The sequence below is a fragment of the Microcoleus sp. T3_D1 genome, from assembly GCF_036700405.1.
In the GTDB taxonomy this organism is placed as follows: domain Bacteria; phylum Cyanobacteriota; class Cyanobacteriia; order Cyanobacteriales; family Microcoleaceae; genus Microcoleus.
This window is the reverse complement of record NZ_JAUBOV010000124.1, coordinates 1-13,312: the sequence shown is the minus strand read 5'-3', so window position 1 is coordinate 13,312 and position 13,312 is coordinate 1. Positions and strand designations below refer to the sequence as shown.

Below are 13,312 nucleotides of genomic sequence, written 5' to 3'. Positions count from 1 at the left end.
GACGAGAGGTTGAACCCTTACTCCTCGTACACTTTGAGTTTTATATCTCCATTTTTCGAGGAAACGAATCGCACCCAGCCAGTAGTCTTGTATTCGACAGAACGACAATCTCTCACGAACTGCGGATATCCTTTTTTGCCCGGTACATTCTTCTTGCAGTTGTCGTAGAATCGGGAGATCGCAGACCATGCTCGTTCTGCACTCGATTGTCTTGCTTGAGAATTGAGTTCGTCGGCAAACGGAAAGTCGCGAGCCAGCACAGCGCAGTATTTATTTAAGTCGTACCGACCCACTTTTTTGTTGTCCATCCAATACCGCAAACAGCTATTGCGGACAAATTGGGCGGTACGAATTGCTTCGTCTACTGCGTTGTACTGATTCTTTTTTCCGTAAGCTTTGAACTCAAAAACTAGCATGGCTTTACCTCCGGTTCTTATGTTATACCGTCTGACATAAAATCCTTAGCCAGTTAATGAAAGTTTACAATGATGAAGCAGGAAGCTGACTGGGAGACTAAAGTCTCCTGCGAGCTTTCATCCCTGGACTGAAGTCACAGGGTTTTTAGCTTGTTTTCTATAAGTTTTGACAGGAACTTTAATTGATATCTCCACAAGCAGCTACTTTTGATAGAGTGCAACTTAATTCCGGCTAGGTAAAATAAGCATATAGCAATCCTCGCATCATTTGCATAATTCTTGTAGGGGCAATCCCACGCCCGGTTGCCCGATAGATAGGGGGTAGGCAAAGAAAGGCACTACCCCTACAAATTTATCTGAATCATTTAGGATTGCTATAGTAGGATGCAACTAGCGGAGGCATGGATGATGAACGCAGTTATTGCTACTCTTGGCACTGCTCTCGGACTCAGCTCAATTTTTATCGGTTTGACCCCGGCGGTTCTCGCCCAACAAAGACTGCAACCAACGCCCCAATATTCGGAAACGACTTTATCTGGGGACTCGTTGAGGACAGTGGAGGACAGAACCTTAGACTCGGACTACCAAAACTTGATTGGTGAACCAGAAACGGCGGCTAATTCTGCTAGAAGGGAAAGAAGCTTGGGCGACACATTTCGCCTCAAAATCGAGGGCCCATTGGAATTTATTACTACTCCTTCGGATGCCCAGCGTCAAGGAAATCCTTTACCTCCAAAACAAACCGACAGCGGTACAGAAGCGGGAGTTCAGCTTCAGCTAGGACTTTAGCAATTTTAAATGAATTCATTTGAAGCGAGCGATCGCGGAACCCAATTTTTGATTTTGGGAATTATTGTGACTGCGATCGCTTTTTTATCTGAGTTTTATCACAAGTTTTGTGCGGTTTGCATCACACAAGGTTCTCTCTTGTGAACCTAAAATTAGACCAATTAAACTTCCGATACAGACTGATTAGCTACATATCTTTACAAAATCGCATAAAACTGGCGGTGAAGGTGATGAGAAAGGCTCAACTGATCGATTATTTGCGGGGAGAGTTGGCAATATCGCATTCCGCGATCGCCGTTGCTCTCCGACACGGTGAACAAGATGCCAGCGAACTGCCGATGGTGCTGTGGCAGTACGGGTTAGTGACACTGGAACAGTTAAACCTGATTTTTGATTGGTTGGAAGCTCAGCCGACTTAGCAATTTAAAATCCTGATTTAAAAAATAGGGATATCGGATTGCTATTTTTTAACAAATAAAGCTTGCACTAACGGTCGTCGCAAAGTATAGGGTTGAGTGTTTAGGTTGAGGGTGGGTCTTATTTTGTCCTTTTGGGATAAACACAAATATACGGTAGGGACACAGCAGTGCTGTGTCCTAATTTTTTTTTCAGACTAAAATAAACTGCTTTCAATCTGTCGAAGAGGCGATCGCAGAGGGGAGCATCTCATTTTCGCAAAAAGCATTTTTTTTACAGTGCGAGCGTCCTCGCTCGCGTGCTTTCTTCTTCACGCGAGCGAGGACGCTCGCACTACAAATGCAAAACTGAGATGCCTCTTCGCCGACGGCATCAAACAGACGGCTTAAAACAAACCCCAGCAACTTTTATGCTGCCGGGGCTTGTCTTATTTTATTTGGTGGCGGGAAGTGGATTTGAACCACTGACCTTCGGGTTATGAGCCCGACGAGCTACCAGGCTGCTCTATCCCGCGTCGCTTTGTCTCTCTTTAGTGGTTTCCAAAACAAAACCCTGAAACCTTAACGATTACAGGGTTCGCTTGAATTTGGTGGCGGGAAGTGGATTTGAACCACTGACCTTCGGGTTATGAGCCCGACGAGCTACCAGGCTGCTCTATCCCGCGTCGCTTTGTCTCTCTCTAATATAAACATATCTTTCTGAAAATTGCAACCCCTAAATCAAAAAAACTTTTTAGATTGTGGGAGGGGTTGCTGAAATCGGCGAGCGAGTCTCGATCGCCCTAAAGCATCGAAACTTCCCCGATTACCTCCAAGCGCTTGAAGTCACTGAGAGTCAGGTAAGTCTCCGAAAGAGTTTCGGCGATCGTCGGAGTAATCCACCCCAACTGCTTGAGCAAGTGAATCGCCACAGCAAATTGAGCGCGCTTTCCCCCATCCGTCACCTTAATTGCCAAGCCCATGCCTTCGCCAACGCGGCCAATGCACTGCACCCCTTCGGCGCCGGACTTGCTCACCAATTCCCCTTGAGTCAAGCGCATCAGTTCCGTGTCAAATTTGCCCTCACCGGCAACCATCATCGGGTGATGAGTCATAGCGCGGACAATCCGCTCCATATCCACATTGTTGCCGGAGGCTAACTGAGCGTACAAAGACGCCATTTGCCCCAACTGCAACAGATAGGTAGGAGCGCCGCAGTCGTCGCGAGCGCTGATAAACTCTTCGGCAGGCATTGCCAGCAAGTCAGCTACTTTGCCCAAAATAAGCTGCTGGACAGGATGTTTGCGGCGTAAATAATTTTCCACAGGCCAGTGCAGTTGCTGGCAGACAGCCAGCATTCCGGCGTGTTTGCCGGAGCAGTTGTATTGCAGGGCGCTCTTTTTGCCTTCGGGAATGGGGCATTGAAGTTTAGAGGGGTCAATGTCGCAGCGCCACAGGACGTTAAATACCTGGCGCGATTGCTCGATCGTACCTTGATGGGAACTGCAAATAATCGCTAAATCTCGATCGGTCAATTCGTAGCGTTCTAAAGTGCCAGTCCCCGTCACCGCCAAAGCTTGAAAAGGCTTGAGTGAAGAACGGACAAATGAGGCCGTTTCCGAGTTACCAGCAACAGACAGAACGCGCCCGCGGTTGTCGCAGACGGCGGCCTGGGCGCGGTGCCTCGATTCCACAATACCTTCGCGCAGCAGTGTGACTTCAAGTTCGGGAGCTTGGGTTCGTTTTCCCCTTGTCATATCAATTTTAGATTTTAGATTTTAGATTTTAGATTGGGGCCGGTGGAAGTTATGAGTTGCGAGCTGCCAGTTAAGAGTTATAAAGTTAATCTTTCTGCGATCGTTTCTCACTCATGCACGGGAGTGTGCCGGCGTTGGCTGTGCGCGGCAATCTCAAAACTCAAAACTCCCTTCCCTTCCCGATTACAAACAACTCCAAGTTAGTCCCCCAGCAACCAGCAACACTGTCAAACCATAAAATGTCTGCCGCAGACGCCTGAGAATAGGTTCTAATTGGTAGTTGACAATCAACTGGTCTTGAAGCAAAACTTCGGGAGTTTTAGGCCAAGATTGACAATCGTACCAGCCAGACTCTTCGTAGACGACCGTGGGATTTGAAAGGCGCGATCGCACGTAGAACCAACCCAAGTAGAGCCGCAGCAAAGCTAATCCTAGAATAAAACTGGCACCTGCGGCACCGCTGAGGACAAACTGAGCTGGATACTTGACAGGAGCAAAGCTAGAAGCAGCTATCGGCACCGATACCAAGCAACTCCAAGCCCACACCCAAGCTAGTTTTGCCAGGTATCCGGGCCAATTGAGTGTTACCCAGCTAAAAAACCAGGATTCTTTAAGTTCTTGGTATTCATTTATCGGTCGCTGTTCTTGCGGAACGGGACAAATAGAAGCTGAAACGTTTTTCACATTAGCCATCCTCACGGCGTGGGGGAAAAGTCAATGCGTTCGGCGTGTCCCCAGAACGCTTCTAAATTGTAGAACTCCCGCTCTTGAGGCTTCAAAATGTGAACGATCGCGTCGCCGTAGTCCATGACGACCCAACTAGCGTCTGATAGGCCTTGTGTACGCAGTGGCAAGCGTTGCCACTCTTCTTCAACTTGGTCTGCTATCGCTTGGGAGATGGCTCGTACCTGCACGTTGGAAAATCCGGTGACGATCGCAAAGTAGTCTGCCAAATAGCATACTTCTGCTACCCGGAGCAATACAATATCTACTGCTTTGCGGTCATCGGCTGCTTGGGCAACGGTCACGATCAGGCCGCGAGCTTCGTCTGGGGAGGTGCTGTCCGTTGCTGTAGACTGAGCCCTGGAGTATTCGAGTTGGGTTAGATCAGACATTAAGTGTTTAATTTCCTAATTGATACGGTAAGGGGGAATCGGTGCGTTTTCGCGATCGGTTGTTGGCAGTTTGAGACGGGAAATAGGAGTTAGGTTGAAGCCAAAAGTAAGGACAGGATTGCTGATAAATTTTACTTTTAACTTGTGATTTGTTCGATCGACTTCTGGGTCGATTTTCCTGTTTCCGGCGATCGAGCCATAAGCAGCGCCCAATTCCGCGTAAGTACGGTGCGGGGGTGGATGTAGCAGCGAGTTTCTAGCAAATATTTAAGAGAATAATCGCTAGTTTGCCACACGGCTGCATAAAGATTTTGCCAGCTTGCCTCGCGCAGTGCTTCTAGTTGGGCTGTGTTGCCGCGGCTCGGCTCTATGGTATCTGCTATGAATACGGTACAACTGAGCTGGCTCATATTTGGTCTGCCGAGGGTGTGATTGGCGATTGCGTCCAAAATTTCTCGATCGACCACCCCGAATTCGTCTCTGGCGACGATCGCGCTGGCGTCTGCGTGCAGCAAATGCGGGTGTGCTTCCAACACTGAGTCTAACTCTAAACCTTCCTTCTGGGCCATTTGCAGGAGCAGTGGAGGTTTGAAGTATTTTGCCAAATCGTGCAACAAACCGGCCGATCGGGCTTTTGCTTCGTCGAGGCCGTAATGGCGAGCCAAGTCACCTGCTGTCTGTTCGACTCCGAGAATATGTGTGATGCGGGCAGCAGGAACGCGGTCTGAGAGCCAAGCTAGGACGTTTTCGCGCGCGGGTGCAAGTGTCAAATATTAACTCCGAAATTGTATGAGCTACTATTTTAGCGTTTTGTTTCGATCGGCTGCGGTGTCGGGCACGCAGGGGTGTGGTGACTTCTGGGATGGGGAGGGGTGAAGGGGGCGAAGGTCTTTACCTGAACAATCCAAATATCTTTTAAACTGAGTGGCTGTAACGACAAATTGTAGTTACAATATCTAGTGAAAATCCAGGTATGGAATTTGAGTGGGATGAGGCTAAACGTCTTACCAACCTTAGCAAACATGGAATTGACTTTATCGACGTTCCATTAGTTTTTGATGGAGAAATCGTAACAGTTGAGGACGAACGATTCAGTTATGGGGAGCAGAGGTTTGTGACTTTTGGTTTGTTGCAAGGGCGAGTAGTCGCTATTGTCCATACAGAACGAGAGGATAGTACCCGCATTATTTCCGCTAGAAAAGCAACTAAATATGAACAACGAATTTACTTCGAGCAAATCTCAAACTGATTGGGAACGCCTAGATGCCATGACTGATGAAGATATTGATTTCTCTGATTGCCCTGAAATTACGCCTGAAATGTTTGCTAAAGCCGTAGTTCAGCGAGGCTTGCCCAACCCTAAGACTAAAGCTCAAGTTACCTTACGCCTTGACAGTGATGTTTTGGAGTGGTTTAAATCTCAAGGTCGTGGTTATCAAACCCAGATCAACGCCTTACTAAGAGAATACATGAAAGCCCATCAATAATGGATTTGCTATTTTTTGTAATTATTTCATTTATTCTACTTTTAGTCAGTGCCATCAAAGGTTATTTTATAGTTGCTCCACTTCTGGCTTCGATGGCAATTTTGATTGCCGTTTTGCTGAGAAGGGGATTTCCGCTAAATAGCTTAATCGAAATGGCTGTTATTGGCAGTCAAAAACCTTTATCAGTTATCGCTATTTTACTTTGAATCGGGGCAGTAATGGCTGTCGGGAGGGCTGCGGGTACAGTTCCGGTGCTGGTATATTGGGGAATTAAATCGCTCAATCTTCAGTCTTTCATTTTTTGGGCGTTTATCTTAACGAGCGTTCGTTCTGTAGTGATCGGAACATCTTTTGCCACTGTAAGCACGGGCGGTTTCAAGCGCTTATCTTATTTTGGCAAAGGCTGCAACAGCTTATCACCATGACTCGCTGCCACCGCCGCAAATAAAGCTTCATAATGGTTCAAAGCTTCCTCAAATCCGTAATTCTCTACAGCATAATTTCTGCCTTGCTCGCCCAACGCATCCACCTTAGCAGGGTGCAAGTACAAATCCTCAACAGCCTCAGCCAAAGCCTGCGAATCTTCCGGCGCTACCACCACCCCGCCACCGCTTTGCTGCACTGCTTTCTGGGCCGTACCAGTTTCGGGAACCGAAGCCAAAATTGCCCTGCCGCTGGCGAGAATTACTTGGATTTTTGAAGGCATATTGAAGTTAGTAACGCGGCGCTTTTGTACGACTAAACTAACATCAGCAGCAGCTAACAATTCGGGCAATTTTTCTCGCGGTTCAAATGGTAGCAGCATTACATTATTAGCTTTGTAAGTTTCGCAATCTTTTTGCAAGCGCGCCAAGGCTGTTGATTCCCCCACAATTACAAAAGCGATTTCGGTTATGTGTTTCAAACGAGCCGCTGCTTGGACAACTGTTTGCAGGCCTTGAGTTAGGGCAATATTGCCAGCATAGAGAACGACAAATTTTCCCTTGAGTTTGTGAGTTTCTCGAAATGAGTTACTTTCCTTGGGTAAGGGCCGAATGAAATTAACATCAACCCAATTGGGAACGCAAACTATTTTTTCGGGGGGTACTCCTTGAGAGTGCAATTTGGTGACAAAACCGCTGTCGATGACGCTGACTTGGCTGGCTGTGCTGTAGGCCAATTTTTCCAAAGCGTCAGCAATGCGAACTAGCAGTCCGTTTTTTTTGACCAAGCCGACGCGCACGGCTGCTTCTGAGACGATATCCTGAACGTTGAGGACGATCGGGCAAGCGCGAATCCAGCCGTAAAAGGCGACTGGGACGCAAATCGGTAAAGGGGGCATTGTCGAAAAAATCACGTCGGGACGCCAGCCTCTGAAGGCTTGGACGGCGCTGGAGACGACAAAACTGCCGTCTAGCACAAGTCGGTCTAGGAGGCTGGGGTGGGGGCCGTTGACGCGCAGATAGCTGCGCTGAATTGTGACGCCGTTGTGTTCTTCTGTGAGGTAAAATTTTCCCTCATATTGCGGATAAATCCGGCGCTGCGGATAGTTGGGCATTCCTGTGACGACTCGGACTTGGTGGCCGCGCTTGACTAGGCCTTGCGCTAGTTCTGTCATCAGGGGGGCAATGCCGATCGGCTCTGGATAGTAGTTATAGGAATAAATTAGAATACGCATAATATTTATTCTTAAGCAAATTGTCCTGCAGCCGCGTGCATCAAGCCTGCACCCGCAGAATTGCAGAGGATGTGGTTGGGTTCCGGGTAGGACAATAGGGGGCGAGGGGATCTTCCACTCCTGGCGAAAGAAGCCGCCCTTACCGGGCGGGTATCGCGCCCTCAGCTAATGTTTTTTCGCATTACCAGGCAGTTGCGGCGATCGTCGGTACGGATATACCGAAGGTCGTCTGTGAGCTTGTACATGAACACCAGTCCCCTTTCTCCTTCTCTGTCCAAAGGATCGCGCTGCTCTTGCATGATCGAGTGCAGCTTTGCTTCTAAGTTGAAGGGTTGACCCCTGTCCCAAATCCTAATTTCTAAGTAATCGGCAAACACTTTTACCTCAATGTCTATGGGCGTCGTGGGGGGCAAGTTCTGGTGAGCGTGGCGGACAGCGTTTGTAAAGCCTTCGTTGATTATCAGCCGGCACTGCCACCAGAAATCCGCTGGTATCATGGGCAAAACGATATTCTCCAACCATTCCAAAACGGATGTTAAAGCATTCAGGTCTGTTTCAACCTGCAGGTGCCACTCGGCCTTTGGTTGCTTGTCTTTCATCTTTCTTCCCCCTGGTCGGCCCCCACCACCGCTGTACTCAGCGCCGGAGGGAGAGAAAAAGGAGGGCAAGGTCTTGGCAACATATTAGTTAAGTCAAGCTTGAGTTGAAGAAGCCCGTTTTGCCTCAAGGTGAGCATTCCTTTCGCACCATTTACTCGCACAGCAAATGAGAGACTTCCGATACTGTAACCCGCCTCGGTAGGGCGTTTAAATAGGGAAAATTTCCGAGTCAGCTTGCGAGGCAGTGATTTAAGCTTCGACCGTGTTAGCAGTCGCTACTTTTCTAAACACAGGTGAGTTCTTCTCGTCCTCGAAAATCATGCTGGGATCATTTGAGTATGACCTCGAACTCGCTAATTGCTAATTATTAATGCTCTGATTGCAGAGCGGACAACTAGCTGTGCATTTTCTGGGCGTGTGAATTTTAACACTTAATGCTAACGTAGGTATCGCTAGCGATCGTCTGCTTGACTAAGTATCAAGTTCGACTTCCCGCCGCCCCTCGGCAACAGCACCTGAAAGTTCAGGGCTGGGTTGTTGAGGGCTCCTACACAGCGCCGCTATTTTTGTTAAACAGGACTGTTATGGTTTTAACAATTAGTTTCAAGTCATACACCAGGCTCCAGTTTTGTTGGTATTTTAAATCTAAACGGATGACATCTTCAAAATCGCGGACTTGAGAGCGACCGTTGACTTGCCATTCCCCGGTCATCCCGGGTTTGACATCCAAACGCTGCCACTGAGGGACTTCGTAGCGCTCAACTTCGTCTGGCGTAGGCGGTCTGGTGCCGACTAGACTCATTTCGCCTTTGAGCACGTTCCAAAACTGCGGCAGTTCGTCGAGGCTGGTTTTGCGTAAGATGCGCCCGACTTTGGTAATCCGCGGGTCGTTGTCATTTTTGAAAAATGCGCCAGAAGCCTGGTTTTTGATTTGGTCTTTCATGGCTTCGGCGTTGGTACACATCGATCGAAATTTCCAAATCCGAAATTGTCTGCCCATCCAGCCACAGCGGGTTTGACCGAAAAATATCGGGCCTGGATCGTTGATAGTGATGGCTGCAGCTATGGGTACGAGCAAAATTCCTGTAATCATCAAACCGACGATTGCCCCAACGATATCTATCAGCCGCTTCACCCACGATTGCACTGAGGGGTGGGTCATCGGTAGGTGATTGTCCGAGGGGTTCGTCTCTGTGGGAGTTGAGGTTGCAGAGGGCTGCTCGATCGTCAGCACTTGATCTAGGCTGGTGAGAGCAAATACTGCCATCACCTGCGGCTTGAGGCTTCGGAGCACCAAGTCGCTGCCACGCTGTTTGGCAAATTTCAGATTGCTGACTAAAGCACCGATCCCGCTACTGTCGATGAATGTCGTCTGACTAAAGTCTAGGACAATCTTGCTGGGAACGGTGCTTCCGGAAAAAAGTTGCTGGCAGGTTGTCTTGAAGTTTACGGCTTCAAGTACGCTCAAGCGCACGGGTATGTGAACTGAGGGAATCTCGTCCGAGTACGTTACCCGAAAATCTGCCTCTGGGGTTTGACTGACCATGAAGTCCTGGTTTCAAATTTCAAGCTGATGTCTTTAGCCTATTCTGTCCTAGCAGCTCCACCTTTACCAAATATTATGGTTAACAAAAGGCTAGCTTTATACAAACTTTACAAAAACGCCTGCCAACTCGCCCGCCGAGAGTGATATCAAAGGCAAAAATAGACTTGAGTCTACCAGTGCCAATTTAGACCCAAAGATTTTTGAACGCCGTCGCGGCCAAACTTTGACATTGGAATCAAGATTTTTGTGGATTCAGGTCGCTTAATCTTGTCGTTAATAATTTTCGTGCCTCTCTTGCATCGGATAACCATCGCAGTTAACAGTTAACAGCTAACACAGAAGTCAACAGTTAACGGTTAACTGGAAAACCCCCGTACCAAGCGTCGGGGGATGAGGTTAAGAATTGTAGACGTTTTCTGACTGGGAGGTTTCGCGGGTGATGGGTTTGACTTTGGCTTTGGCTTTGGCTGCGTTGCGTTTGAGGGCCTGGAGACGAGCTTCGTATTTAGCCCGCTGCTGTTTTTTGGAGGTTTGCTCGATTAAGGTTTTTAAGGCGCTGCCGAGGCTTTTGTAGGCGTTTGGGAGAGTGTAGCCGAAGCGGGTGGCTAGGGCGAGGGCTTTTTCGTCGGCCTCTACTGCTTCTTTTAAACTTTTCTCTCCGTTATTTTTTTGGTAAAGTCTCCAGCCGGAGACGCCGCACAGGGATAGGGCCAGTAACAGCAGCAAGCCGTCTTGCACCCAAAGTTCGCCGACGGCGCCGCCTAAACCAATGGCGAGGGCTGCCATTTCCCAACCGTCTCTGGGGATGGTGTCGTTTTGGATTCTGGCGACTTCGTGCCAAAATAGGAGGTTCCGCTGATCCATTGCTAGCTGTTCCCAGCGGATCAGGTCTATTTGGATTTCTACCTGGTCTTTGCCTATTTCTTCGCTGCGGATCAGGGTAGGATTAACTTCTATTGTTTTTTCTACTGTTACCCAACTTTGGAGTTCTGGGGGCAGTATGTTTTTCAAGCGCCGGATCTCACTCATCTCGGCTCTTGCTGTAGAGGTTGCATAGGATGTCATAGCTCCGGCCTATTGATTTTCCAAAGGTTAATATGTGTCTATTTCTGGAGTATAGCAAACCTTGAATCCAAATATAGTGTAGCAACGGGGGTCGATCGACTAATACTGGCAATTTTACTTGATTTTAGTCTCAGGGGGCGATCGCAACTGCCGACTCGATCATTTCCTTTGGATTATTTGAGCGACGGACTGACACTCATCTAAGGGATACAGTACCAGTTATCCTACTGCTATTTCTGGCTTATGCTTTGATAATCCTTTCCGGCCAATATAGAGTCTTTTGTGAATAACTTCTCGCTGTTTTCTCGATTTTTCTACCTTGGCTTTCTGCCAGATTAATTAACCGCTTTCAATATTCGATAGGAACTTGACCCGGATTTAAATATTACCTCATAATTCTACCTCAAATATCTTTCTAGTTATGATCTATTTTGGCTGCGGGTTGAGATAGGAAGTCGAGGCGTTGCGGAGAGCTTTTTAGCCTGGATGTTTTAAATTTAATTTCGCGATTACCGGCTAAGTCTTTTCTGTGACTTTTGGTAATAAAACTTGTTGTTAAAACGTCTATTTTTTTTATTTTTCTAGATAACCAAATCCTTTTAACCTGAGTAAAACAGCTTGCGCTTTCTTCCATTTTATGATATTTTTATATTCCATAAAATCTTGCAACTCTTCTCGTTGTTCCTCTATCTTATTTTTTTTAGGTTGCTAATTAACGGTATGAACCAACTTTTTTCTGAAGTTACAAAACTCACCCGACTTGCCTTATCGCAATTCCGAACTATTCAATTCATACCTGTTATTAAGCAACGCTAAATGATTAAAGCGACTTGAGAATACCGCTTTCTAACTGATAAATTGCTGCCATAATTCCACTTTCAGGATTTGTGAGCAGAGACTTTTTGACATCTTTCAAGTATTCTACAATGTGTGCCCGCAAAATCGGTCTTTCTACTTTGACTGTGTGATTGTAATCCCACAAATCCCAGATGATAATTCCGATGCCGACAATCGGGTCGATTAAACTTACTCCCAACTGACTAGCAACTGTACCGCCTGTTTTTGTGGCTACCTTGGCGGCGGCTTTGCTGGCAACTTTTGCGGTAACTTTACTACCAACTTTAGCTGCGACTCCCAAAATTAAGGGTTTAGCAACTAAGTAGCCACTGCCGCCAACTAATACTTTTAATGATAAATTCGAGACATTTCCTTTATCGCTAATTGTAGTAGCAATATCGTTCAGATATTTGTCCCACTGTACTTGCGGTATATTATAACTGTTTTGAACTACTTTCACATTCTTGCTAACTTCTGATATATACAAATTAGCAGTATCTTGAGTGATTAATTGAAATCGCAGTTGAGCGTTTTTGGGAACCAGCACGCGGTTAGCAAATTCTCTTTGAAAGTCTTCGGTTAATTTTTCGGAAACAGCTTGAGAAGCTGCTGTCATATCAAATCTGTTGAGTACGGCAGATTTCACGAAGTTAAAAGGTACGGTAAACTCCATCTTTTTTTGAGTGAAGTAATCAAAGTACCAATCGAGGAAACTGTTGTCAACCCGCGCGATTACTTCGCTTTCCCATTTGTCCAATTCTTTTGAGGCGAAAGTTTCGGCTGTTGTATGGGATTGTTGGATGGCGTTTTTAATGTCTTGGTTGACTTTGCTAAAATCGTGTGGCGGCGAGACTACAACTGCTGTGGTTCCGGTATTTGTTAGTGACTGGGAAATGAGAAAGTTACCGAATAGGGGAATGATGACTACGAGAATTACGATCGTCCAAATCATCGGTGTCACAGTTTTGATAAACTGACCGATAACTCTGAGACGTTCTGTTTTCTCTGAATAGCTAATTTCTTCCTTGTCTTGACTCATGGCGGTTTCTCAAATGATGAGAGTTGGGCTAGTTTCGATTATAGGCGATCGTACCTGCGATCGTGTTACGGGTGTGTGGCCTGAGATTCTGGAAAGGTTGGGGAAAAGTCCGCGCGAGTAAAGCTATCCCACAGAAAATCGCCAGTTTTTAATTCTTGACTGCATAGAAATTAAAGTGGTACTATTTTTGAATATATCTCAAGCTGTTAATATGACCTTAGATCCTTTGCTCCGCAAGCTAGCAGCCATAAATCAAGCTTTATCTGCCATTTCAGCAGAAACCTGCACGGCGACCGGATGCAATCAAGCAGTTTCAAAACCCGGTCACAAATTATGCTACGAACATTGGAAAGCTAACAACGCTCAACCCGTGTCAGCGCCCAAACCTAAACCCCAACAATCCTCTTCCCCCTCACTTCTGTCCGCTACCAGCATCAGCGAGAAACTAGAAATATCAAAGCACAAAGTCAACCCAATTTTAGCAGAGTTAGGATTGGTAAACAAAGAGCGCAACGGCTGGGTAGCCACTAAGCGGGCATTGGTGACAAGTTAAGGCTGTAAGTCTTTTGTCAAGAGGCTTTCGGAGAGTTCTTAAAAAAGAATTGGTCAG

16 protein-coding genes, 2 tRNA genes and 1 pseudogene are annotated in these 13,312 nt (G+C 46.9%); 7 read left to right on the top strand and 12 right to left on the bottom strand.

Translation table 11 applies throughout. The annotated features are described in order from the left end of the window. Nucleotides 1-32: 32 nt before the first annotated feature. A pseudogene (locus QT992_RS31550) lies at nt 33-416 on the bottom strand (RNA-guided endonuclease TnpB family protein); the annotation flags it as partial. 405 nt (nt 417-821) lie between these two features. On the opposite strand from QT992_RS31550, the gene QT992_RS31545 reads away from it, so the two are divergent. The 3 genes from QT992_RS31545 (at nt 822) to QT992_RS31535 (ending at nt 1,624) form a co-directional block, all read left to right on the top strand. Beyond that, on the top strand, nt 822-1,205 hold the full coding sequence (locus tag QT992_RS31545) for a hypothetical protein (RefSeq protein ID WP_333154167.1): 384 nt from the start codon (nt 822-824) through the stop codon (nt 1,203-1,205). Nucleotides 1,206-1,214: 9 nt separating this feature from the next. Continuing rightward, nucleotides 1,215-1,349 (top strand): hypothetical protein, encoded by a 135-nt coding sequence (locus tag QT992_RS31540; RefSeq protein ID WP_333321616.1) that lies wholly within the window; start codon nt 1,215-1,217, stop codon nt 1,347-1,349. Nucleotides 1,350-1,435: 86 nt separating this feature from the next. Beyond that, entirely contained in the window at nt 1,436-1,624 is a 189-nt protein-coding gene (locus QT992_RS31535; protein ID WP_333321620.1) for a DUF2949 domain-containing protein, read from the top strand. Between the two features lie 435 nt (nt 1,625-2,059). Here the strand turns inward: QT992_RS31535 and QT992_RS31530 are convergent. From QT992_RS31530 to yqeK, 6 genes are all read right to left on the bottom strand, one after another. Continuing rightward, a tRNA-Met gene (locus QT992_RS31530) sits at nt 2,060-2,136 on the bottom strand. 73 nt (nt 2,137-2,209) lie between these two features. Continuing rightward, nucleotides 2,210-2,286 (bottom strand) — tRNA-Met (locus tag QT992_RS31525). A gap of 117 nt (nt 2,287-2,403) precedes the next feature. Further along, the gene (locus QT992_RS31520; protein ID WP_333321614.1) at nt 2,404-3,357 is read right to left on the bottom strand and encodes an asparaginase; all 954 of its coding nucleotides are present in this window, start codon (nt 3,355-3,357) and stop codon (nt 2,404-2,406) included. Nucleotides 3,358-3,540: 183 nt separating this feature from the next. Next, nucleotides 3,541-4,050 (bottom strand): CGLD27 family protein, encoded by a 510-nt coding sequence (locus tag QT992_RS31515; RefSeq protein WP_333321612.1) that lies wholly within the window; start codon nt 4,048-4,050, stop codon nt 3,541-3,543. Nucleotides 4,051-4,052: 2 nt separating this feature from the next. Next, nucleotides 4,053-4,472: a ribosome silencing factor gene (rsfS, locus tag QT992_RS31510; RefSeq protein ID WP_333321610.1), complete on the bottom strand. Its 420-nt coding sequence runs from the start codon at nt 4,470-4,472 to the stop codon at nt 4,053-4,055. Between the two features lie 137 nt (nt 4,473-4,609). Then, nucleotides 4,610-5,242, bottom strand: coding sequence for a bis(5'-nucleosyl)-tetraphosphatase (symmetrical) YqeK (gene yqeK / locus QT992_RS31505; protein ID WP_333342769.1), 633 nt, complete (start codon nt 5,240-5,242; stop codon nt 4,610-4,612). Nucleotides 5,243-5,445: 203 nt separating this feature from the next. Here yqeK and QT992_RS31500 point away from each other — a divergent pair, with 203 nt between their 5' ends. Genes QT992_RS31500 through QT992_RS31490 form a run of 3 tightly spaced genes read left to right on the top strand, consistent with a single transcriptional unit; the run spans nt 5,446 to nt 6,165 of the window. After that, nucleotides 5,446-5,721, top strand: coding sequence for a BrnT family toxin (locus QT992_RS31500; RefSeq protein WP_333321608.1), 276 nt, complete (start codon nt 5,446-5,448; stop codon nt 5,719-5,721). Continuing rightward, nucleotides 5,684-5,959: a BrnA antitoxin family protein gene (locus QT992_RS31495; protein WP_333321607.1), complete on the top strand. Its 276-nt coding sequence runs from the start codon at nt 5,684-5,686 to the stop codon at nt 5,957-5,959. The genes QT992_RS31500 and QT992_RS31495 overlap by 38 nt, the downstream gene beginning before the upstream one ends. After that, nucleotides 5,959-6,165, top strand: a complete 207-nt coding sequence (locus tag QT992_RS31490) for a hypothetical protein (protein WP_333321605.1) — start codon at nt 5,959-5,961, stop codon at nt 6,163-6,165. Before QT992_RS31495 ends, QT992_RS31490 begins: the two co-directional genes overlap by 1 nt. Nucleotides 6,166-6,347: 182 nt before the next feature. Here QT992_RS31490 and QT992_RS31485 read toward each other — a convergent pair whose 3' ends face one another. From QT992_RS31485 to QT992_RS31465, 5 genes are all read right to left on the bottom strand, one after another. After that, on the bottom strand, nt 6,348-7,616 hold the full coding sequence (locus QT992_RS31485) for a WcaI family glycosyltransferase (protein ID WP_333321604.1): 1,269 nt from the start codon (nt 7,614-7,616) through the stop codon (nt 6,348-6,350). 161 nt (nt 7,617-7,777) lie between these two features. Next, on the bottom strand, nt 7,778-8,215 hold the full coding sequence (locus QT992_RS31480) for an ATP-binding protein (RefSeq protein WP_333321603.1): 438 nt from the start codon (nt 8,213-8,215) through the stop codon (nt 7,778-7,780). A gap of 547 nt (nt 8,216-8,762) precedes the next feature. Beyond that, nucleotides 8,763-9,761, bottom strand: coding sequence for a sugar transferase (locus QT992_RS31475; protein WP_333321601.1), 999 nt, complete (start codon nt 9,759-9,761; stop codon nt 8,763-8,765). 396 nt (nt 9,762-10,157) lie between these two features. Continuing rightward, on the bottom strand, nt 10,158-10,826 hold the full coding sequence (locus tag QT992_RS31470) for a DUF3318 domain-containing protein (protein WP_333321600.1): 669 nt from the start codon (nt 10,824-10,826) through the stop codon (nt 10,158-10,160). A gap of 820 nt (nt 10,827-11,646) precedes the next feature. After that, nucleotides 11,647-12,702: a hypothetical protein gene (locus QT992_RS31465; RefSeq protein ID WP_333342767.1), complete on the bottom strand. Its 1,056-nt coding sequence runs from the start codon at nt 12,700-12,702 to the stop codon at nt 11,647-11,649. 211 nt (nt 12,703-12,913) lie between these two features. Between QT992_RS31465 and QT992_RS31460 the strand changes: the two genes are divergently transcribed. Continuing rightward, nucleotides 12,914-13,255: a hypothetical protein gene (locus tag QT992_RS31460; RefSeq protein ID WP_333342765.1), complete on the top strand. Its 342-nt coding sequence runs from the start codon at nt 12,914-12,916 to the stop codon at nt 13,253-13,255. Nucleotides 13,256-13,312 lie beyond the last annotated feature (57 nt).

What these genes read in the sequence shown, in the direction of transcription:
- QT992_RS31545 (WP_333154167.1), top strand. Translation starts at nt 822, where the DNA reads ATGATGAACGCAGTTATTGCTACTCTTGGCACTGCTCTCGGACTCAGC.
- QT992_RS31540 (WP_333321616.1), top strand. Translation starts at nt 1,215, where the DNA reads ATGAATTCATTTGAAGCGAGCGATCGCGGAACCCAATTTTTGATTTTG.
- QT992_RS31535 (WP_333321620.1), top strand. Translation starts at nt 1,436, where the DNA reads ATGAGAAAGGCTCAACTGATCGATTATTTGCGGGGAGAGTTGGCAATA.
- QT992_RS31520 (WP_333321614.1), bottom strand. Translation starts at nt 3,357, where the DNA reads ATGACAAGGGGAAAACGAACCCAAGCTCCCGAACTTGAAGTCACACTG.
- QT992_RS31515 (WP_333321612.1), bottom strand. Translation starts at nt 4,050, where the DNA reads ATGGCTAATGTGAAAAACGTTTCAGCTTCTATTTGTCCCGTTCCGCAA.
- rsfS (WP_333321610.1), bottom strand. Translation starts at nt 4,472, where the DNA reads ATGTCTGATCTAACCCAACTCGAATACTCCAGGGCTCAGTCTACAGCA.
- QT992_RS31500 (WP_333321608.1), top strand. Translation starts at nt 5,446, where the DNA reads ATGGAATTTGAGTGGGATGAGGCTAAACGTCTTACCAACCTTAGCAAA.
- QT992_RS31495 (WP_333321607.1), top strand. Translation starts at nt 5,684, where the DNA reads ATGAACAACGAATTTACTTCGAGCAAATCTCAAACTGATTGGGAACGC.
- QT992_RS31490 (WP_333321605.1), top strand. Translation starts at nt 5,959, where the DNA reads ATGGATTTGCTATTTTTTGTAATTATTTCATTTATTCTACTTTTAGTC.
- QT992_RS31485 (WP_333321604.1), bottom strand. Translation starts at nt 7,616, where the DNA reads ATGCGTATTCTAATTTATTCCTATAACTACTATCCAGAGCCGATCGGC.
- QT992_RS31480 (WP_333321603.1), bottom strand. Translation starts at nt 8,215, where the DNA reads ATGAAAGACAAGCAACCAAAGGCCGAGTGGCACCTGCAGGTTGAAACA.
- QT992_RS31475 (WP_333321601.1), bottom strand. Translation starts at nt 9,761, where the DNA reads ATGGTCAGTCAAACCCCAGAGGCAGATTTTCGGGTAACGTACTCGGAC.
- QT992_RS31470 (WP_333321600.1), bottom strand. Translation starts at nt 10,826, where the DNA reads ATGACATCCTATGCAACCTCTACAGCAAGAGCCGAGATGAGTGAGATC.
- QT992_RS31465 (WP_333342767.1), bottom strand. Translation starts at nt 12,702, where the DNA reads ATGAGTCAAGACAAGGAAGAAATTAGCTATTCAGAGAAAACAGAACGT.
- QT992_RS31460 (WP_333342765.1), top strand. Translation starts at nt 12,914, where the DNA reads ATGACCTTAGATCCTTTGCTCCGCAAGCTAGCAGCCATAAATCAAGCT.